Here is a 20,916-nt window from a genome sequence, read left to right as displayed (position 1 = left end):
TTTTTCTAACCATGTCAAACATCCCAAACCTTTCCCCAAAACACAACGATTGTCGATTTTGTTGTAAATTTTCATCGCTCAATGCAAATCAACTAAAACTAATGCACACTATACTTCCCTTTTTATTGGCAATGGTCGCGGCTGTGGTACTACTGGAAATGTGGGCAACGAAATTGCGGATAGCTTATCCGATCCTGTTGGTGGTAGCCGGCCTGGCGATTAGTTTTATCCCCGGTTTGCCGGTGGTAAAAATAAATCCCGATCTGATCTTCTTTTTATTTCTTCCCCCATTGCTGTTTGAAGCCGCCTGGACGGTTTCTTTTAAAGAGATGAAAAAATGGTGGAGGATCATCGGAAGTTTTGCCTTCCTGGTCGTCTTCTTTACGGCCCTGTCTGTGGCGATCTTTGCCAACTATTTTATCCCCGGATTCAGCCTGGCGTTGGGATTCTTGCTGGGAGGGATCGTATCGCCGCCCGATGCGGTCAGCACAGGAGCGATCACGAAATTCGTGAAGATCCCTAAATCAACAGCTGCGATCCTTGAAGGTGAAAGTCTCCTGAACGATGCATCGTCACTGATCATATTCCGCTTTGCACTGGTGGCCGTGGGCACAGGTCAGTTCATCTGGTCCGAAGCCACGCTGAGTTTTCTGTGGATGATACTCGGCGGCGTCGGGATCGGTTTAGCTCTTGCATGGATCTTTGTGAAAGCCCATAAAAAACTACCGACAGATGCGCCTTCTGATATCGCGCTGACGTTGATAGAACCCTATTTCATGTACTGGATCGCAGAGACAGTACATAGTTCCGGCGTGCTGGCAGTCGTTTCCGGCGGATTGTATATGTCGGCCAAACGATTGATCTTTCTGAACAGTGCCAGCAGGATCAAAGGATACAGCGTGTGGGAGAGTTTTGTATTTATATTGAACGGCATCGTATTCCTCGTGATCGGGCTGGAACTACCGGAAATTGTTCAAGGTCTCCGCTCACAGGGAATTGCTTTAAGAACAGCTATCGAATATGGCGCATTGGTGACGCTTGTGCTGATCCTGGCAAGAATGATCAGCTCTTATGCCGCATTGATCGCTACGCTGATATTCCGGCCCGGAGTGGCGCCACGTTCTACATCGACAAGAAGGCGCTGGCTGATGCCGATGTTATTAGGCTGGACGGGCATGCGGGGCGTGGTTTCACTTGCAGCGGCCCTGGCTATCCCTGTTGCGTTGGACAACGGTGAGGCTTTTCCTCAACGCGATCTTATCCTGTTCATCACATTTGTAGTCATCCTGCTCACCCTGGTAGTTCAGGGCCTCACCCTGCCTTATATTATCCGTAAGAGCAAACTATTTGAGATCATGGGTGAGAAAGGGTCTGAAGCAGATATGCGCTACAAGATGAAACGCGGGTTGAAAGAACATTCGTACCAGTTCCTGAAAAACAGGTTCGATCATGACCAACACAATCACGCAGGAATTGAAATGCTGTTGAAACACTGGGAAGAAAAAGCCAAAGCCGCAGATGACAGCTGGATGAATGAAAAGACCAAAGCCATTTTTGTTGAAATGCTCGAGAACCAGCGGGAATACCTCACTGAGCTTAATAAAGATCCTGCGATCGACGAAGAGATCATCCGCCAGCAATTGTACCAGATAGACCTGGAAGAAGAGCGGCTGAAAGCGATCTGAAGGGAGTTCAGAAGCTTAAACTCTTAAACTTTTAAACTCCTGAACTTTTAAACTTTTACCTACCTTACCATTCTCATCTTCACCCATCCGATCGCCTGCTGCACCTTCTGATCTTTTCCAAGATCCTCGAAATTGTCTCCTCTAAGTATTTCAACATCGGGATTGATCCCGTGAGTATAAACAGTCCCGGACCTGTCCTGCATATAAGCGGTAGCAATCGACAGGCTCACGTTTTTTTCCAGCTCAAAACTGTTATTATTTGTAACGTGGCCGGCAGTTTGTTCTCCGATGATCGTAGTATTGGGACGTCCTTTGAACGCAAGCAGTAATGCCTCGCCTGAACTTGCCGTATGCGGCCCACAAACAATTGCCACAAATGTTTTGGAATTAACTGGTATAGAGGTTTGCTGAGGGATAGAATTAAATTCTTCTTTGCCGAACAGCTTCCCATCTTTAATGTACGTATTTGTATCGGTCGATCTTTCCTTTAGACTGCCCACCTGTCCATCGCCGATCAGCGGAGCAAGTGACGCAATCAATGGCCATACATCTCCGCCAGTATTCAATCGAAGATCAATGATCCAGCCTTTGATCGTAGAAGGATCGATGGCCGCAAGCGTACCTGTTAACCGTTGCGCCATCTCCTGTGCATTACCGGTAAAACCTTTTTCAGATGGGATACACAGATAGCCGATATCTCCCCAACGCTCTGCCTTTAACCGGGAACTTCCGGTCAGATCGGCATCGGTCAACGAAGCTTCTGACTCCGATGGCCGCCCCTCTTTCCAACTGATCGATTTACCAGCTGAGGCAACTGAGCTATGAGAATCGTTGACCCATTGAAAAAACAGAGGATACTTTGCCAGTAATTTGTCAAGCTTTGAAATGCCTTTGGTTTCCCTGTATACTTTCATCCGGAAATCATTCCAGTCAATCTCATTTCTGTTCAAAGAATATTGCTGCAGCTTAGAGATGGTAGAGTCCACGATATGCCGGAGTGATTCAGTTGGCTGAGCATATGCATTCACTGACACTACGAGGCAAAGAATGAGTAGTCTTTTCACGATGTTTTCATTGGAGGTTAAAAGATGATCACCGACAATTTAGACGATTCAGGGAACTTGCTTTACGCGGTTTGAGCAGACTGCGCAAAAAGTTATCCAGAATGTCAAAAGAGACGGATGATCATTAGATTTTTTCTTTAAAATGATCATTCCGCATCATTTTGCGGTTGACAACAATTAAGGCCTCCACGTTGCAGTTGATCAAAGAGATATCCTGAAAAGTGTAGTAACTATCTTAACAGTAAGAAATTCTTATCCCATTCTTAATCGGGAATTGCCCCGGTACTCGGCGACAGATAATATATGAAGAAAAAAGATGAAATAAAAAGTAATGAATAAGAATAGATGATCTATAAAACCGCAACACTTATCCTACTTAGTATTTTTCTTTAGCACACCTGCTGCAACTTTTCTGAGTTCAACGGCAAAGTCCTCCGGAATACCTGGGGCCACAAAACTGACCTTCCGGGGATTTTCTTTGAACAAGAACCCATACCAAACAAGTCCCGCGAGATAACACCCCGCATCATTTGCATGGTTCGCATCAAAGGCAAGTTTTCTATCCTTATCCCAGAAATAACCAATATTCAATGCATGATCCTGTGTTGGTAAATGCGGATAAACGGGGTTCTTATGATCGAACGTTGTATCCTTTTTATAGCCCCACTTTGCATCACTGGCCACTTTCCAGAATGCGTCGCCAACAGGTATCAGCTGAATGCCAAGACTGTCTGCCATTGAATGATAGGATGACCGCGAGTAGATCCACATTTCTTTCTGATCCTTTGCAAATACATTTCCATTGATCCTGCCGAACATTTTCGCATCGGCGCGGTAAGGCCAGGTCTGATGGAAGACGATCTTTGCATTGGGTTGTACCTGCCGGATAAAATTGTAAAGGTTTCTTGCATAGGGGGAATAGGTTGCCAGGTCACCCGAAAATACAGACGCTTGCTGGATTGTCACCACATCCCAGGTACCCTCAGACAACAACTGCTTTAATGATCTTCCATTATAGGCCCTGCCCCGGCTGGAGTCTGCCAGATTCACCGCAACTGAATCCCAGTGGCGCTGTAAAGGACAGCCACCGATCTCCGCACGCCCGATGATCAACTGATGTCCGCCCTGCTTGCTTATTTCCGGAAGATACTTCGATGCATTCTGCGAAAAGCTGTTACCGATCAGGAACAGACGAAGCGGCTGTTGCTTCGATTTTTTTTGCGCTGATGCTGTTCCTTCCAGGATCAAAAAGCTCAGGACAATGATCAACCGGGATGAAATTCCTGCCATAATGAGAAGGTGATTGGTAAGAGTTTAAACGATGTTGTTTGTGATGGAACTGTTTGTTGTCATCCTGCTGGATGATCTGCTATTTGCTGCAATTTTAAGATCACTACCCGCGGGCGGGTATGTGATGTTGTGCCTAAAACTAAAAAATGTCAGGGAGATCAGATAGTATCCGGCATATTTTTATTCCGCGTTATCAGGTTTTGCTATCCAGGTTTGCACGATCTCCTCCTACACCAACCATACGCCGAATGAATCCCATAATATATCGTAAATTGTACAAACCATAAAACCTATCCCGGCAATGAAATATCTTCTGCTCCTCATGATCCCGCTCATCACCTGCGCGAACGTATCCGCTCAAAAGAAACTAAAGATCGATATACTCAGGGAATCCGGCGATACGATCTGGTCTACCTCTGTCCAAAAGATCTATAATCAACCCGGTGGTCCGAAAGCTGTTGGTGACTACCTGAAAACAACACTGCACAGAACAAAAGCCGGCTACTCTCTCGAACTGGAAATACAAACCGGGCGAACAAATACTTTTACCATCTCCAGGGGATCCGCTGTTGACATTGAGTTAAGCGATGGCAGTACGGTAACGCTCCAAAGCAACAGCGATAATTCTTCACGCATCAGCCGGTTGAATTATGGTTGTTACATTTTCGCATATTACCGGATCAGAACTGCGGAGATGAAACAGCTGGTCGCAGCACCGTTGAAAATGATCAGGGTTCAGGCATCTATCGGCAACATGGACTACCCTATCAAAGAGAAATTTGCCGGAACGCTACAGGAGCAAGTGGAGAGGATCAGCCGTGAAGAATGAAGTGTCTTTGCTAAGCAAGTCGCTGCATCCACTGAAAGATCTATTTCGCAATAGTGAATGTGAAGACGGTTCCTTTGTTCACAACAGATTCAACGGAAATCTTTCCGCCCAGTACATCGATCAGCTTTTTAACAGTCGGCAGACCAATGCCATGATTTTTCACGCCAAAACGGTCTTTGCTCGCAACAGTGGTGAACAGATCGAATATCGTGTCAACTTTATCACGTGGGATGCCGAGGCCATTATCGGCGACTTTGAACTGGTACATTCCCTCCAGCTCTGCAAAATGAAGATCTATAGTGGTAATATCTTTGTCCCCATAGCGAACTGCATTATCGATCAGGTTGAAAAAGATCTGCTCGAGGGCGGTCTGGTTAGCGTGGATCTTTGCTTCCGGAGAAAAATGATAGATCCAGTTGATCTTAATGGTTGATGCAACAAGCTCCTGCACGCCTTTTATAAAAGGGAGGAGTTCTATCTCTTCTTTATTATGCAGATCGTCCTCATTTTTATAATAGCCGAGAATACCCTGTACCAGCCGGTTGATCCTCGTTGCTGCCCGCGCAGATATGCCAAGCAATTGCGCATCTACGGGCCGTCCAAGCTCGAGCGACTCCTTCAGCATCGTGTGTGCGGCTGCAATATTCACCAACGGTGACCGGATATCGCTTGCCACAACCATGGCAAATTGCTCCAGTTCTTTATTTCGTTTTTCCAGGGCATCCTGGAGGACCTGCATTTCGTAGGTTTTCTTTCGGGACTCCATCAACTGCATTACCTGGTGGGAAAGCATTTTCAATGCGGTAAGTTGTTCTTCAGATAAAACCTGCGGTTTACGGTCGACCACACAAAGCGAGCCGAGTGCAACACCCTTTTCGCTGATCAAAGGAAAGCCTGCATAAAACACAATGCCAGCCTCACCTGTTACCATTGGGTTTTCGCTGAACTGCGGATCAAGGCGCGCGTCCTGAACGATAAGACCTTTATCGGGAGAACCAAGCGCATGAACGCAGAAGGAAACATCGAGTGGCGTTTCGGAATCGTCAATACCGCGGTGCGACTTGAACCATTGACGTTCTTTATCGATAAAACTGATCATGGAGATCGGGCAACCGCAGATCATCCCGGCGAGATAAGTCACTTCGTCATATTCTTTTTCCTTCAGTGTATCAAGGATATTATACGATCTCAGGGTCCGGAGCCTCAGCTCCTCCGATTGTGGTAATTGCATACTCAAACTTTTCGCGGCACTGGTTTACCAAACTAATGGATCTCAGTGTTATTCCCAAACAAAGTGGATTAAATGAGCCGATGCGGGCAAATTTTTGACTGTAGTCCTCGCGCTGGCTGTTTCCGGGTATCGTTTACTTTTCCCTGGTCAGCGTGAGATACCGGTCTCCAATGGCATATTCCATACAGATCGAATCCTGGCCCATTGATCTACACTTCAGATGAAAGATCATCAACCGGTCTTTATCAAACCGGAATGCGTAATCTTTCATTGTTTCGGGCGTAGCGCCCATGGACATCTGGTCGGTCACTGCCTCGCTTGTGGCATAGTCGAGCCAGGCTTCGTATGCATTGATGCCGGGTATTCCTTTTACTTTACCATCAGTGGAAAACTCTACTGTTGCGCCGTGTTCGTCGCGGTATTTTCCGGCAAACAGGAGAATGTCTACAATGTTATAGGGATTCTTCTCTGCGGAAAGGTCTCCGCTTTTAAGTTTTATGAATGTGTCGAAGCCCAGTTTGAGCCTGGTCTCCGAGATCAGTTCGATATCCTGCAGCTTATTCAGCACGGGCTTATCCCAGATCTCGTATTTATTCCCGTTCTTCAGGATCACCACTTCCTGGCCTTCGTGAAAACCCAGGATCAGTGATGTTTCCTTCAATGTTTTCACCGGCATGATGATGCACGCATTTTCCGGAACCTCAACGTTGCCCGGTCTGCGGGTGTGGGTCACATCATTTACATATTGTTCATTCACCCAAAGACCTGCAAAGTATAAGGCTGTATCCAGTTTCTTAAAATCCTTTGTCTGCACAGCCGTTGCAGGAGAAAGACTATCCTGTACAGAAGCTGTTGGAGATTCATTGTTACAGGCAAACAATACAATACATACGAGCAATGGCAGAAAGATCCGGATTGTCATCTTGTTTATTTTCTTACGGTCAGGTAATGCGGGAAAAATTATGACGCAAGATAAAACAATAGATCTGTTCCGGGCGTACAGTAAAGTTCGCCCGGCGCAGCAATCTGCCGGCTCAAATATGAAGTTTCTTCTTTCTCAAATATTCCAGCAATTCTTTTGGTCTGTCCGTCTGGATCACGTTGGCTCCGATCTGGATCAGCCATCCCCAGTTCGCATCCGGATTGACCATGGCCTTTTCATCATCACGGCCGGCACAAAGACTCGGCCATAATGAATTCAGCCAAACGGTCACGCCATGTTTTCTGACCAAAGGCAGGGTTTGAGAAAGGACCGTAGATCCCATTGTATTGAAGCAAAGTTCAAAACCCGCTGTTTTATGATCATTCAGGTATCCATTCACCAATGCATCCGGATGATTATTGGCAACAATGGGCATGTAGTGAATGCTATCTACGATCGTACCGAATTTTGCACGAAGTTCCGGCAGTGGCAGATTCCCCTTGAACAGTCCGTGCTCGAGTGTGCCCGTCTTTTTCAACACACGATATACCTCCGGAATAAAGTCCCAGCATTTGTCGAGATTGATCAGGATAGGCTTCCCTTTCACACTATCCATGAATTCTTCAAATGACGGAATACGTTCTTCTGTTGTTCCGCCATGCGCCTGCCTGAGCGTAAGGCGTTGCAGGGAATCCCAGGTCAGCTCGTTCACTTTTCCTTTTCCGGATGTCGTGCGATTGATGGTTTCATCATGCATCAGCACCAGCACCCCATCTTTCGTCATGCGAACATCCGTTTCCATGATATCGACACCCATCTGCAATGATAATCGCAGGGCATGAATAGAATTCTCCGGCGCATTCCGCCAGTCGCCACGATGCGCCGCCACCAAAACGGTTTTAGAACTGGGGTGAAGAAACTGCTGCAGGATCCCTGCGGCCGTTCGCTGACGACCCGACTGTGCGCTTACAAAAACGGAAATGAGTAACCCGGCTGCAAAAAGAATCTGTTTCATACTGGGGAGAATAAGAGTTGCGAAAGTAAAGCCGGGCTAACTCATCCTCACATTATTTTTCTGTGATCAGTTACCCTTACAACATGTTGCGTCCTTTTTTTCAAAAAAATCCGTTTTCTTATGCAATTAAGCCTATTTTCCATCTCACTCTTTTTCGCCCCAAAACCCCGCAATGAAAAGATCAGTAGCCCTGCTAGCCTTTAGCTCCATAATATCGGTTTCTGTACAAGCCCAGATCGCAGAACAGGCGGTCAGCAAATTCCAGCTTTTAAAGAACGTCAGCTATAAGAGCCGGTCTTCCGGCGCGAATATATTCACCGGAGACAAGTCCGTTGACTCCTCCACTGCCTTGCTGACAAAACGCCGGGATGGCTCCTGGGCCTACAAGATCAGCAGCAAAACACAGGAAAAATGGTATTATGATCACAAACGGGTGATCCTTGACCTTACAGACAAAACCTACAGCATCGCCAACGACACACTTGAAGCGGGGAGCATTTATTTACCAACGCTGGCCTGTATCATGGAGCGCCTGGCGATAGACCTTTCAAAAGGCAAGCCTGTAACCAATCTTCCCGATTCTATCATCGCAGGAAAGAAATATTATCACTTCCGTGTTACGCAGCTTGATTCAATGAAAAAAGATAAAAAGATCTACGGCGCCACATCGTTCGTACTGGATAAGACCTCACTTCTCCCTTATGCCTTCCGGCAGGACGGCCTTGGCTACATCGACGGAACGGATATGTATGTAACACAACTGGACGAGTATACTTTTTCCGATTACCAGGTCGACCGCAAAAACTTCCCCGATCCCGCTGCTTTATTGGTACCGGCAGGATTTACAGCCGCCCGTCAGAAGGGTGCGAAGGATCTTCTGCAAAAAGGAATGGTCGCACCTGAGATGGATCTACTGGATATGAAAGGAAACCGCACAAAGCTCAGCGACTACAAAGGCAAGGTTCTGTTGATAAGCTTCACCGATAACGGGTGTGGCTACTGCGCAATGGCTGTTGGGCCGGTAAACGAACTGTTGGCAAAATATGATCAAAGGGAATTTGCGATCCTGAATGTAAATGCATTCGATAGTCCTGATGCGATCCGGACATACAATGACCGGTATCATGTGAAATTCGATTCTTATAAACCGGGGAAATCAGCAGTGGCGGATTACCGCGTGGATGGCTATCCGAATTTTTATGTGGTTGATAAGGAAGGAAAGATCGTAAAAGGGTTTGGAGGATTCAGTGAGCACCTCGAACGCGATCTGTCGGCTGCAATTGAAACGGTTTTGTAGTTAACTATTGACAGCTGCCAGTTTTTGAACATTAATTAGTCGGCCGGAACCTCATGCCTGATCACGGCGCAGTTTCGCCCTGATCACCTGCCCAAAGTGGCCGCCTGTCACCGTATCCCCATAACTCTCCATTCATCAGCAGGAAATAGACGCAAGGCTGTTTTAAATTATCCTCTATCTTGCACATCAGCTCATAACATTTAAAAAAGCCAATGAAACAATTCATTTTACCAGCGATCGCCGCAGGCGTTATACTCAGTTGCGGATGTAACTCCCCAGAAAAAAAAGAACAGCCTGAAAGTAAAAGCCCCGCCAAAGAAACCCCGCTTCAAATCTCAGGAAAAGAGAACGGCACACCATGCGATATCACATTACATGAGATCCATTTTACTAAAACGATCAACGGAGCAGATACGTTGATCCGGGATGAAAAGGAAAACGGCATCAGGTTCTCTGTAGGCGAAAAGAAAGATTATTTTAATGATCCGGACGGTAAATTATCCAACAATACCGCACCTGTACTGCTGACAAAAATCGACAACACAAAACCATTTACACTCACAACGAAAGTAACACCAGGTTTTACAAAGACCGGACTTTATAACGCTGGCGTTTTATATATCTATAAGAACGATAATCACTACCAGAAATTTTGTTTTGAACAGGATGAAAGAGGTGATCGCCGGGTCGTTTCCGTACGGACAATGACCACTTCTGACGATAACAACCACGACAAGATCACGCAGCCCTTTGTGTATATGAAGATCTCCTCTGACGGCCAGACGATCGGCAGCTACTATTCACTGGATAATAAAACCTGGCACCTAGCAAGATTGTACCGTAATGACTATGGTGCAGAGCTCTGGACGGGCATCAGTGCGCAATGCCCGGTAGATACTGGTTCGTTTGCATATTTCAATGATATGAAGCTGACGCAAACGAGTGTGAGAGATTTTAGAATGGGCGAATGATCATCTTTATCAATCAGCTATTTAAAGCGTTTCCATCATATCATTCTACCCGTAACGGTCTGTAATTCTCACAGACCGTTTTATATTATAGAAAGAAAGGTTGTGTATTCATTGATCGTTTAAGGGGGAGACGGAACATGACAGCAGCCGATACCCGCATGATGCAGCGCTCTTTGTTCCTGTCATAGAAAAACTACGTCAGGATCATAATATGCCCTACAAACTAAAACATTTCACTGATGTAATTTTGCAGCGTCAACAATGTTATGGAAGACGGCATGCTGCTCCATGGCATCGCAAGATCCTATTCCACTGAAAACCGTCCAGCCCCATGAGAATCCGTTTAACGAGCGCTGGAACTCATTGCCCCGTTTTATACGGGGCTTTTTATTTGATCATAAAAATGGTGTCAGCAGTTTTGATACTTCATGGTGTATAGACGGATCTATTGATCTGGTATTGAAAATTCCAGACAATATTGGTTGCAGCAACTCCAGTAACACGTATCTGAATATTTGTTCCGGTCGACGTTATGGTCCAAACCGGTGTACCGGTCATATCCTCTTCATCCGGCAAAATACTGGTGACCGCACCAAGTGAAACCGAACCCGATACATTTTTATACCGAACTATCTTCTTTCCGGTAATTCCCCCACCACCAGCTCCCTGTTCTTTTCCGGAAAGGGTAACTTCAATAGTGCCAACTTCTTCACTACCGGTGGCCACACTAAAGTTGACGGCAGTCGCATTGCTGGTTGTGACGGTTCCACTATAGATGGTTTCGGGTAAAGTTTCATAACGGCCGGAACTATTGTGTCTGACCAAACGGGAATAACCACCCGATGTATAAGCAGGCGCCTGTGAAATAAAGTTGCCGTTCACATGAAGTTTCTCCGAAGGGAATTGCGTACCGATACCGACCGAATTGGTCGAAGCTTTTGCAAAAAGGAGCTGCCCGTCTGTTGTTCCTTTAACATTTAGATTGTAATCGCCGGAATTATAATTCACTACCATACTGCGTCCGATATTCACCCCGCCAAAAAAACTGACAAGGCTCTCATCACTCACTACAAACCTGCCTGCACGCATGAGTTTATTATCGAGAACAGCTACACCCTGCGTTCCATAGGCACCGATTCCCACTCCGGTGTTAAGAGAATCAAAGTATAGATGATTAATGTTGAAAAGGTTTATTTTCATGGGAGCGCCCCCGCCGGACGAAGTGGCGAACAAACGTTTTCGCTGCTCAAAACTTCCGCTACCGTGTGTCTGGATATATAGCTGAGAAGTCTTTACATGTCTGGAAACAATCTCATCGGTGTTATCAATATTCAGCCGTAGGCGGCTGCCGTAGATAGACCAACCCATTGTGGTGATCACTTCACGTGCGACAATATCATTTACAATTGCCCTCGGATGCGTGCCATCTCCCTGAAGTCCCAGGGCCGACAAATAACTATATCCTCCAAATAAAGTATACGCATCACAATAAGCAAAATCATTTTTCAATGCCATCTCCCGAAATAGCTTGTTATTGGCGAGTTGGTTTGCCGTAGATCCTGCATCAGGTGCAGAACCTATGATCAGTTTCGATATCAGGGGAAATTGTTTGAGGGTATCCGCCAGGGCAGGTAAGCTCAGCGTCGCGTTTTCTTCTTTCGCGGAAACCATGATCAACTTAATATTGAATTCATCCAACAGGAACTTCAGGATCGAGCGGTTTGCGTAAAGATTCTGCGACAAAGTACTTCCACCTCTGCCAAGTTGTAAAGGCGTCAAACCTTTGGCCGTAATAAAAGCCAGCTTGATCCCAACCGCTTCACCGCTTGTGCACACGACAGAAAAACGCAGGCGAAGAAAATCAGGGAGGCCGGAAAACTCTATTTTAGCGGGTGCAATAGTATCACTGTAAAGATTTATTGATTGAGATCGGATCAATGTGTCTGCCAGCAGGTCAAAGACCTTAACAATCACATTACCCCCTGTCGGAGTTTTTGCAAAGATCGCTTTAAAGACATCGTAGCCGCGCTGCTGCCCCGTAGAACCGCCGATCGAATCGTTGGCATCCAATATGAAATGATCCCCTGAGGCAATGTATGTAAAATCCACCCCGGGACTTCCTGCCAGCCGGCTCTGTATAACAGCCGAATCTGCATATCTCGCTTTCCCGTTAAAATGAAAATCAGCTACGCCACCATTAAAGGACGAAGGATAGGTCAGCATTCTGAAATCAAACATCGTCCTCATTACTTCATTAAACGATACCGCATAGTTACCCGATACACTATTTCCATAGGAAGCCACTCCAAGAGATGAAATACTATCCAGCGAAAGTCTTCTCAGAGCAGCGGAGTACCCTACTAAAGCATTCCGGTTCTCAAGAAATGTAAGGCTGGTTATATCAGTTCTTCGTCCCGCTTCACCAAGGAGTTTTGGCGTTTGGGTAAAAGCTTCAAAAGAAGTGAAAAGTAAAAATATAAAAAGATTTTTTTTCATTTGGAATCAAACTTTTGCTTCAGTCAGCCTGTATTAACAGAAATTATTTTATCAAAAGATCTGGATCAGCATCCAGTTTGTGCCGTCATTTCTTAACACCACACCGGCATATTGTGTAGTAATGGACATGGGCCCTTCCTGGGTGCTAAAAGAAACAGCATTGGCAGATGTATCCATTTTTTTTATAACCAATGTTTTACCGGTAGAACCAGATGGAAGTGTCAACGCCACTGCAGCTCCCGCCGCATTTACTTTTACAAGGTCTTCCCCGGAAGAAGGGTTAGCAACAGCACCCGAGGCACTGATATTTTGTACGCCCGGTAAAGAGGAACCGCCTCCGGAATTGAACGCATGCCATGCATTGTTGTAATACAGGTATACCCCGGCGTCCGAGCCTGTGGTGTCAAGCAATAGTTTACCGGAATAGTTGCCCGCATTGGCGCTCGTGTCTCCATACACGGGAAAACCACGGAACTCCGTCCGGCCATTGCCTTTATTGTACAGAAAACCGTTTACATTTTTTGTACTGTTCTCAATGATCAGCTCAGCGGAACACGAATCGTTGGTGACTTTTACGCTGTCGGCTTTGATCTTATAGGTGAATTGAGAATAGCAGGAAGAAGAAACTCCTGCAAGCAGCAAAAGGAAGATGAATCTGATCATAATTATCGTTTTGATATTTTTAGAAAGATCTCGCCAATATTTTAGGTCGCACATTGAAAACTCAACATCCCTACAGTATCATACCTGACGGGACCTGAACTACACACATTACAAGACTCCACGTTAATATCATCTTGATAAATAACACGGCCTCGGTCTTATAATTAAACTATTGGGGGTTGCTTAAACTATTATTATGGCAGGGCTAGGCATAATCCTTTTGAAGATGATCATATACTGGAGTTTGGTGGTTTATAATGAAGGTTTAGTGGATCGAAAGATTTGCTTGACACCTCCTGGTAATCCGGAAAAAAACAAACCTTAGTTATGGGTAGGATGCTTAAACTATACGGCAGGATATTCCCTGTATCATCAATGAAAAATAACTAATTCTTTATTTGAAAACTCATCCAGAGGAATAAATAAAGAATATTTATTTATACGATCCAATGTATTTAAGCGAATACTCTTAATCAAAAAAGATAAACACTTAACAGGATAAGATGAGAATAGACAAAAATAGCTTAAAAAACTTCTATTCATTCAAAACAGAACTCCTTGTATTATCATAGCTATTCTATCTAAAGGACAATTTGTTTACCAGCTAAAGGAGTCAATATTGAGGTCACCAATGACTCATGCACTTCAGAATTAGTCATTGCGAACAGTTTGAAAAAATACCCAGCTGTCCTTTTAATGGCACAACTTTCATCGCTTATGCCACAATACTTCATCTAAAAGAAAACCCTTAATATACAAAAAATTAACCCTTAAATTAGTTTTTCTTACAACATGCAGTTTCTAAAAGTTTTATTTTAACACCACGAACTCCAGAACTTAAACCACCATCCCATGCTCAGACAGATTTTCATGCTGTTTGCGATACTGTTTTTACAAAACATCTCGCAGGCACAGTATACCTACAAGATCAAAGCCGACAGCGTAAAGATCACCAATGACTCCTGCACCGCAGAGTTGATACTGGAAAACAGCACAAAAGCAGTAAAAGGAATCTTGTATAACTATGGAAATGGCCGGACAGAGTTCCGCAAAGCGATGCTAAAGCTTAATGACAGTCTTTATCTTTTTGGGAATGATACCTTGAATATTGCGGCAGCCATCAGACTGAATGGTGGCGGATCATCTGCCATCCCGATCTCTTCTTTACTTGCCGCAACCAAAGTAAATACAATAGATAACGGAAGCTATCAGCAGGATTGGCAATGGAATACACTGGCAGGAGGAACAGGATTAAGGCTTCGGGCAAACACATCCGCCGCAACGAGCAGTACCCAGAAATTATTAAGTGTTGAATTGAATGGAACGAACAGTAATGCCGACCAGATTACATATGCAGGTTATTTTGCCAATGAACATGCCGCGAGCACTGGTGCTTACACATCCAACATAGGGATATACAGCAAAGCGACCGGAGATGTTTTTCATACTAATGCCGGTCGTTTTGATGTGTACAGCACTCACACCAGCAGTTATTCCTATGCCATTTATGGATATGCGGTTAATGCAAGCGCAGATAAAACGAATAATCATGCAGGGGTGTTTACCAATAACGGTGGTAACAATGTGATCCGGCTGGAACAGGAAGGTGCAACAGAGATTGCCGGAATTGGATTTGCCGGTATTAACGGCACCTGGGGATTTGGCAAACGAAACACTTCCGGAGCCCTGGAGTTCAACAATTCGAGGTTCTTTTCAGGCCATAGGGTCCTTCAACTGTTTCCGCAAAACCGTGTCCGCATCGGTGGTTATGATGATGATCATATTCACACATTCCAAGTCTATGGCACCACATGGATGGGAGACAATGCAGGCATCCTGCAATCGCCTGCTGTCGCCTATCTCAATATAGGTAAGGGCAATGACACCGTGGCCCCGCTGAAGTTAGCTGCCGGCGTAAGCCTTACAATCCCTCAAAATGGCGCTGTAGAATATGATGGAACCAATTACTACGTAACCTCAGGCAACACCCGATACACACTGTCAAAAACATTAGCGGCCACGGCGACGCTTGATTTCGCAAGCACCGGTGCGCAGAGCTACACTGATCTGACTGTTACAGTTTCGGGCGCCGCAGATGGCGATGCAGTAAGCCTTGGCATCCCGGGCTCATCAGTAACAGGTAACGGATCATACATGGCATGGATAAGCGCAGCCAATACCGTTACTGTGCGGTTCAATAATTTCGGAGCCGCTGCTGTCAATCCTGCCAGTGGAAGTTTCAAAATAGTAGTTACAAAGAACTAGTAAGAATACCGACTGGTAATCGCTTTCGATATACGGTTACCGATGTAGGAATATCGCACATCAACCCAACAGAATTGTCTTTTATTTCCATGTGATCTTATCTAAAAGTAAACTCTTATTCCTCCAAAAATTAACCATTAAAAGAGCGGCCGGTATAACAACAGGTTTGTAAAAGTTTTAATTTAAGGTGACCAACCATTCTATAAGCTTAAACCACCTTATCATGTTAAAGATCTTTTTGCTGGCTGTATCCTGCTGTGTCATCCTCAGTCATGAATCAAATGCGCAATTCACTTACAAAATAAAAGCAGACAGTGTACTCATCACCAATGACTCCTGTACAGCAGAATTGATCCTGGAGAACAGCACAAAAATTGTAAAAGGATTTTTATATAATAAAGGAAACGGACGGACAGAATTCAGAGCGGCAATGGTCCGCGTGAACGATACCACCTATATTATTGGCGGTGACTCACTGAAACTTTCTTCCGGATCATCGCGTGACTGGAAACTTGGCGGCAATACAGGTATCACTAATGCCAATGACTTTTTTGGAACAACGGACAACAGAGTAGTGGCCATCCGTACGAACAATATAGAGCGGATGAGATTTAACTGGCATAATGGGTTCGTGGGAATTGGCACTACTGCTCCTGTTCAACCACTTCATTTGGGAGGCACCAATCCAACCATTTACCTGGAGGGCGATAATAATTCATACTATCCCGCCATCCTGTTTAAGTCGGCACTGGGCACCGGTAAATTGGATCTCTATGGACCGGGAGGATATACAGGTTTGTTCCTGACCGTACCGAGCGTTAATAACAAGAGCATGGCGATCGGTGTAACAGCCGATTGTCCAACCGCTATGACACAGGATTCATCTAAGCGCGCCTTACGTGTATTTGGCGCACAGAACCAGGTAGCGCACCTGTTCCAGATCAGCCAGAACATACATACATTGCCAGGAGCTGTTTGGGAGAAGCCTGTATTCACTGTTAATAAAGATGGCAAGGTATCTATCGGAGATTTCAGCTCTTCTGCCATGCTCCACGTGCAAGCGGGAACAGCGACGGCCAATACGGCGCCTATCAAACTCACCGCCGGCACCAACCTCACCACACCGGAAGCAGGCGCTATAGAATTTGATGGTACCAATTATTACGCCACCAGTGGTTCTACAAGATATACACTCGCCAAAACATTAACAGCGACCGCCACGCTCGACTTCGGCAATACCGCTGCCCAAACCTCTTCCGATCTCACGATTACTGTAAACGGCGTAGGTGACGGCGATGCGGTGAGTATCGGCATTCCGAATGCATCACGCAATGCGAACAGTTCTTTTGAAGCATGGGTAAGTACTGCAAATACGGTGACGGTGCGGTTTAATAATTATTCTTCTGGTAGTATTAATCCCACGAGCGGAAGTTTCAGGGTGGCGGTGACTAAATATTAACGCGAATGAAACACGAATGGCCGCGAGACACGAATGAGACACGAATGGCCGCGAATGAACGCGAATGCAAACTGTGTAAACGAAGTTATTGTTGTATTATATACCGATAGTTTGGCTATAAAAAATCCTTACCGTCTTACCGCCTTTACCGGTAAAAATAAACGGGTGAGGCGGTAAGACGGTAAGGAAATCATTGTGATCGTCATTACAAAAGGATCAGCTGGTTCATCTAAAAAGAGAAGGTGCACCAGGTGATGCACCTTCGAACGAAGCTTTACACGATCACTTCCAGGCTGCCCTCATTACCGGGCACATCGGTTGCAAGAGCGATGATCTTCGTACCTGCAAGCGAATTGTTTGCTTGCGTGGTAGTATAAGACCAGTCGAGACCGTTCGTGTTCTGCACAGCTGCACCACGTTCCAGTAAGGAACCATTGGCTGCAAAGATCTGTACCCATACCGTTACGACACGGTAGTCATCGACAGCACGGATGGTGATCTTATCACCCGCATTACCTGTGTAAAGATTGGTGCTGATCTTTTTTACGACCGGCGCCTTGAGGCAATCTTCCAGGGCTCGGCTGTACACGTTCTGACGCGGTCGCAACGCTGTGGCGTATGCTTCGGCCATTGCCTGATCAGGATTGTCCGTTACAGCTTTCGCGTATTTGGATGCGATCAGGAACCGGTCCTGTTGCTCTATTTGTTCCGGGGTCGGTGAACCCTTTCTCGGTCTCGGCGCTTTGGCCACGATTGTTTTTCCGTCCCATTCACGGAATACGACTTCTTTACCGAGCATTCCTCTGAATTTCCCGGTGATGATGCTATTGGTTGAATTAGCCATTTGATTAAATTTAAAATGATGAATAAAAATGTTTACCAATGATCTCCATGCAGTCAGACGAATCGTCATTCATCTGACTGTATGTTGACCATATCACAAACAGCGGATAGGATTTCCGGGTCTTCGCTTCCCGGTAGCCCTGCGAAGAAAACTCCATCGTCTGCGTTTGATAGAACAAAAATAGAACAGCACACCACGGATTGTTTCCGAAAAATGACGGCAAGTATTATTGGATGTGACGAATTTCGTTTTTGGGTGTGACGAATTTGCATTTCTCCTCTTTGCATCCTCGAATGGTTACCCGTGGCCCTATGAACGGCCTCGGTTTTGGAGGAGGCAAAGAGGAGGGAAAGAGGGGGAAGAGAGTGAGAAGATGCCTTGGATTTAGAGGGGCCCAACACCAGTCAATTTCAGGCAATTCGAATCAACAAAAACAACCTCCATATATTTCAATTCACACATCAAACCTTATCCAATGGTATCAACACCTTTCTTCGTTTGGCAAAACAAAAAGCTGCTCTGCATCGATGCTGAAAATGTAATGTTTCTCGACACACGTGGCAACTACACGAGGATCGTGTACTACGACAAAACCTGCGATGAGGTGCAGGTGAGCCTGGTCACAGCTTTAAAAAAATTCCCTCCTGGTATGTTCATCCAGATCCATCGGAGCTATGCCGTCTCGATCCACTACATCAAAAAAATCTCCAATGATACGGTAGAAGTTGAGGGAGAAGAACTGCCGATTGGAAATAAGTATTATCAGGATCTGATCAATAAATTGACAATAATCGACTAGACGCGAATGAATCACGAATGGCCGCGAATGAACGCGAAGACATCCCGCTTTCAGAGAGCATTCGTGTTCATTCGCGGCCATTCGTGATTCATTCGTGTCAGTATTTGAGGACTGTCACCCGGAATGTTCCTGTAGCAGGATCTTTCGCCGTACTTCCATCATTATTCGTAAACCGGATCGTGATGGTATTTGCCGCGCTTACCCAGGCGGTGTAATTGCTATTGGTTTGAACAGCTGCGGATGGCACACCAAGGCTGACTGCATCACCATCGGCAGCGCCGTTGATGGTAATGGTGAGATCGGAGCTGGAGTTTGCAGCGGTTGATGGGAAGTTAAGAGAGCCGGTGTTGGTTAATGTTTTTGCGAGAGTATAACGCGTGTCATCGCTGGTAACGAAATAGTTGGTGCCGTTGTATTCTACTGCTCCGTTTTCTGGTGTGGCAAGGTTGGTGCCTGCGGTGAATTTCAATGGAGCTGTTTGACCGACGTCTGTACCTGCGGCGATGGTGAGACGGGCAGTGGGAGATGTAGTGTTGATACCGATCTTTCCTGATTGGCCATAGATCCAGTTACCGATGTTGAGTTGATTGGAAGCTGTTGCGGAAGCTGGTGAAGTAGTAGATGTGCCGATAAATATATTGCCGTTGCCGCTTGTCTGCTGAAGTCCCGCCTGGTAACCAATACCGATATTGAGATCACCTGTTGTAAGTGCGCCTAAAGAAGACTGGCCCAAAGCAGCATTAGTATTCCCTGATATATTATTGTTTAATGCAGTTCTGCCGATAGCTGTATTGAAAGTTCCGGTGGTATTCGAATTCATGGCATATAACCCCACGGCTGTATTATAACTGCCCGTTGTATTATTCTGCAAGGCATACATGCCAAGCCCCGTATTATCCTCACCAGTTGTATTTAAACGAAGAGCATTGGCCCCAAACGCAGAATTGAACTGACCGGAAGTATTATATCGCAAAGTTTGAGATCCTACAGCGGTGTTATTTGTTCCGCTGATATTTTCCTCCATAGCCATGTATGCGATAGCGGTATTGCCATAGCCAGTAGTATTCTTTCTCAATACAAATGGGCCAATAGCTGTATTGTACTGACCTGTTGTATTGCTGGTCAGCGTATATCTGCCAATCGCAGTAAGATAGTTTCCAGTCCCGTTCACCTTCAACGCTTCCTCTCCTATCGCCACATTCTCCATGTTGTTACCATTACCATGTCCTATGCGGATACCTCCAACAGCAATATCGCCGCCAACCACGTTAATTCTAAACCCCTGATCATTGAGTGTCCCTACTGCAAGATTCCCTTTACTGGTTAAACGCATTCGTTCAAGCAAAGCAAATACACTGCTGTCTGGTGCGGTGTGAAAGGCGAGATCTCCGAAAGGTTGAGCAATGCCCCAGCCTCCACGAGTTATACCCTGCACTGCGGCATACGCTTTTTGATTATCACCAAAGAAAACCATGGGATGAGAGACCGCACCGCCTGCTCCGCCGTTGCCTTGTAATAGTATATGCGGAGAACCGGTTAAGCCGTTGGTGATATTTAACGTAGCTATTGCATTTAATGAAGGGCCGTAATTTACGGCGCTGTAGTCTTGGCCCTCATACGGAGATTCTACCAGTTGTAATCTTCTTGCGCGTGCATTACCATACGTGATGGAATTACCGCCAACTACCAGTTGATATCCTGAAGGCACACTGACCGGAGGGTTGATAGATAGCCTGCCATCGATCTGGCTGTTTTGCGTAACCCAGAAACCGGAGTTGGTTTGCGCAACGTTGTTACGATTGAGAATGTAACCAGTGCCGTGATCTCTGAAGCGGAGGGTGTCTGCTCCGATTATATATGACGTGTCATTGAGTTTGATAAGCCCTTTGCGGAATTCTGTGCGGCCGTTGCCTTTGTTGTATAGAAAGCCGTTGACGCTCTTGGTGCTGTTCTCGAGGATGAGTTCGGCCGTGCACGAGTCGTTCGTGATTTTGACCGAGTCGGCTTTGATTTTGTAGGTGAATTGGGCGTGGGTGGTTGACAAGAGAAAAAAGCAACCCAGGATCAGGATGGTTTTTTGCATGGT

General features: G+C 45.7%; 17 protein-coding genes. 7 read left to right on the top strand and 10 right to left on the bottom strand.

Going from position 1 to position 20,916, the window contains the following annotated elements; translation table 11 throughout:
* Positions 1-101 precede the first annotated feature (101 nt).
* Positions 102-1,685, top strand: coding sequence for a Na+/H+ antiporter (locus LZZ85_RS05675; RefSeq protein WP_237869469.1), 1,584 nt, complete (start codon positions 102-104; stop codon positions 1,683-1,685).
* A 59-nt stretch (positions 1,686-1,744) separates the two neighbouring features.
* Here LZZ85_RS05675 and LZZ85_RS05670 read toward each other — a convergent pair whose 3' ends face one another.
* Together LZZ85_RS05670 and LZZ85_RS05665 are read right to left on the bottom strand one after the other, a co-directional pair.
* On the bottom strand, positions 1,745-2,749 hold the full coding sequence (locus tag LZZ85_RS05670) for a S41 family peptidase (RefSeq protein WP_237869467.1): 1,005 nt from the start codon (positions 2,747-2,749) through the stop codon (positions 1,745-1,747).
* A gap of 372 nt (positions 2,750-3,121) precedes the next feature.
* Positions 3,122-4,039: a DUF4886 domain-containing protein gene (locus LZZ85_RS05665; RefSeq protein ID WP_237869465.1), complete on the bottom strand. Its 918-nt coding sequence runs from the start codon at positions 4,037-4,039 to the stop codon at positions 3,122-3,124.
* A gap of 301 nt (positions 4,040-4,340) precedes the next feature.
* Between LZZ85_RS05665 and LZZ85_RS05660 the strand changes: the two genes are divergently transcribed.
* Positions 4,341-4,868: a hypothetical protein gene (locus LZZ85_RS05660; RefSeq protein WP_237869463.1), complete on the top strand. Its 528-nt coding sequence runs from the start codon at positions 4,341-4,343 to the stop codon at positions 4,866-4,868.
* A 40-nt stretch (positions 4,869-4,908) separates the two neighbouring features.
* Here the strand turns inward: LZZ85_RS05660 and LZZ85_RS05655 are convergent, their stop codons facing one another.
* The 3 genes from LZZ85_RS05655 to LZZ85_RS05645 form a co-directional block, all read right to left on the bottom strand.
* A complete protein-coding gene (locus LZZ85_RS05655) occupies positions 4,909-6,099 on the bottom strand; it encodes a GAF domain-containing sensor histidine kinase (RefSeq protein WP_237869461.1) in 1,191 nt (396 codons plus the stop codon).
* 133 nt (positions 6,100-6,232) lie between these two features.
* Positions 6,233-7,021: a hypothetical protein gene (locus LZZ85_RS05650; RefSeq protein WP_237869458.1), complete on the bottom strand. Its 789-nt coding sequence runs from the start codon at positions 7,019-7,021 to the stop codon at positions 6,233-6,235.
* Positions 7,022-7,133: 112 nt separating this feature from the next.
* Positions 7,134-8,036 carry a glycerophosphodiester phosphodiesterase family protein gene (locus LZZ85_RS05645; protein WP_237869456.1) on the bottom strand — a complete coding sequence of 301 codons (903 nt, stop codon included), beginning with the start codon at positions 8,034-8,036 and terminating at the stop codon, positions 7,134-7,136.
* Between the two features lie 172 nt (positions 8,037-8,208).
* Here LZZ85_RS05645 and LZZ85_RS05640 point away from each other — a divergent pair, with 172 nt between their 5' ends.
* Together LZZ85_RS05640 and LZZ85_RS05635 are read left to right on the top strand one after the other, a co-directional pair.
* The gene (locus LZZ85_RS05640; protein ID WP_237869455.1) at positions 8,209-9,333 is read left to right on the top strand and encodes a peroxiredoxin family protein; all 1,125 of its coding nucleotides are present in this window, start codon (positions 8,209-8,211) and stop codon (positions 9,331-9,333) included.
* A gap of 212 nt (positions 9,334-9,545) precedes the next feature.
* Entirely contained in the window at positions 9,546-10,304 is a 759-nt protein-coding gene (locus LZZ85_RS05635) for a DUF1349 domain-containing protein (protein WP_237869453.1), read from the top strand.
* 426 nt (positions 10,305-10,730) lie between these two features.
* Here LZZ85_RS05635 and LZZ85_RS05630 read toward each other — a convergent pair whose 3' ends face one another.
* Both LZZ85_RS05630 and LZZ85_RS05625 read right to left on the bottom strand, forming a co-directional pair.
* Positions 10,731-12,800, bottom strand: coding sequence for a hypothetical protein (locus LZZ85_RS05630; RefSeq protein WP_237869451.1), 2,070 nt, complete (start codon positions 12,798-12,800; stop codon positions 10,731-10,733).
* Positions 12,801-12,851: 51 nt separating this feature from the next.
* Entirely contained in the window at positions 12,852-13,463 is a 612-nt protein-coding gene (locus tag LZZ85_RS05625; RefSeq protein WP_237869449.1) for a hypothetical protein, read from the bottom strand.
* Between the two features lie 852 nt (positions 13,464-14,315).
* On the opposite strand from LZZ85_RS05625, the gene LZZ85_RS05620 reads away from it, so the two are divergent.
* Positions 14,316-15,728 carry a hypothetical protein gene (locus LZZ85_RS05620; protein ID WP_237869447.1) on the top strand — a complete coding sequence of 471 codons (1,413 nt, stop codon included), beginning with the start codon at positions 14,316-14,318 and terminating at the stop codon, positions 15,726-15,728.
* A 223-nt stretch (positions 15,729-15,951) separates the two neighbouring features.
* Positions 15,952-17,187, top strand: coding sequence for a hypothetical protein (locus LZZ85_RS05615; RefSeq protein ID WP_237869439.1), 1,236 nt, complete (start codon positions 15,952-15,954; stop codon positions 17,185-17,187).
* Between the two features lie 274 nt (positions 17,188-17,461).
* On the opposite strand, the gene LZZ85_RS05610 is transcribed toward LZZ85_RS05615, so the two are convergent.
* Complete coding sequence (locus LZZ85_RS05610; RefSeq protein ID WP_237869437.1) at positions 17,462-18,031, bottom strand: hypothetical protein; 570 nt, start codon at positions 18,029-18,031, stop codon at positions 17,462-17,464.
* A 10-nt stretch (positions 18,032-18,041) separates the two neighbouring features.
* Positions 18,042-18,188, bottom strand: coding sequence for a hypothetical protein (locus LZZ85_RS05605; protein ID WP_237869435.1), 147 nt, complete (start codon positions 18,186-18,188; stop codon positions 18,042-18,044).
* A gap of 318 nt (positions 18,189-18,506) precedes the next feature.
* Here LZZ85_RS05605 and LZZ85_RS05600 point away from each other — a divergent pair, with 318 nt between their 5' ends.
* Positions 18,507-18,830 carry a LytTR family DNA-binding domain-containing protein gene (locus tag LZZ85_RS05600; protein ID WP_237869433.1) on the top strand — a complete coding sequence of 108 codons (324 nt, stop codon included), beginning with the start codon at positions 18,507-18,509 and terminating at the stop codon, positions 18,828-18,830.
* Positions 18,831-18,927: 97 nt separating this feature from the next.
* On the opposite strand, the gene LZZ85_RS05595 is transcribed toward LZZ85_RS05600, so the two are convergent.
* Positions 18,928-20,913, bottom strand: coding sequence for a hypothetical protein (locus LZZ85_RS05595; RefSeq protein ID WP_237869431.1), 1,986 nt, complete (start codon positions 20,911-20,913; stop codon positions 18,928-18,930).
* Positions 20,914-20,916: the final 3 nt, after the last annotated feature.

It is taken from the genome of Terrimonas ginsenosidimutans, assembly GCF_022012415.1.
Lineage (GTDB): Bacteria > Bacteroidota > Bacteroidia > Chitinophagales > Chitinophagaceae > Terrimonas_A > Terrimonas_A ginsenosidimutans.
Note: the sequence above shows the minus strand (reverse complement) of the source record. Positions and strands in the feature narration are given on the sequence as shown.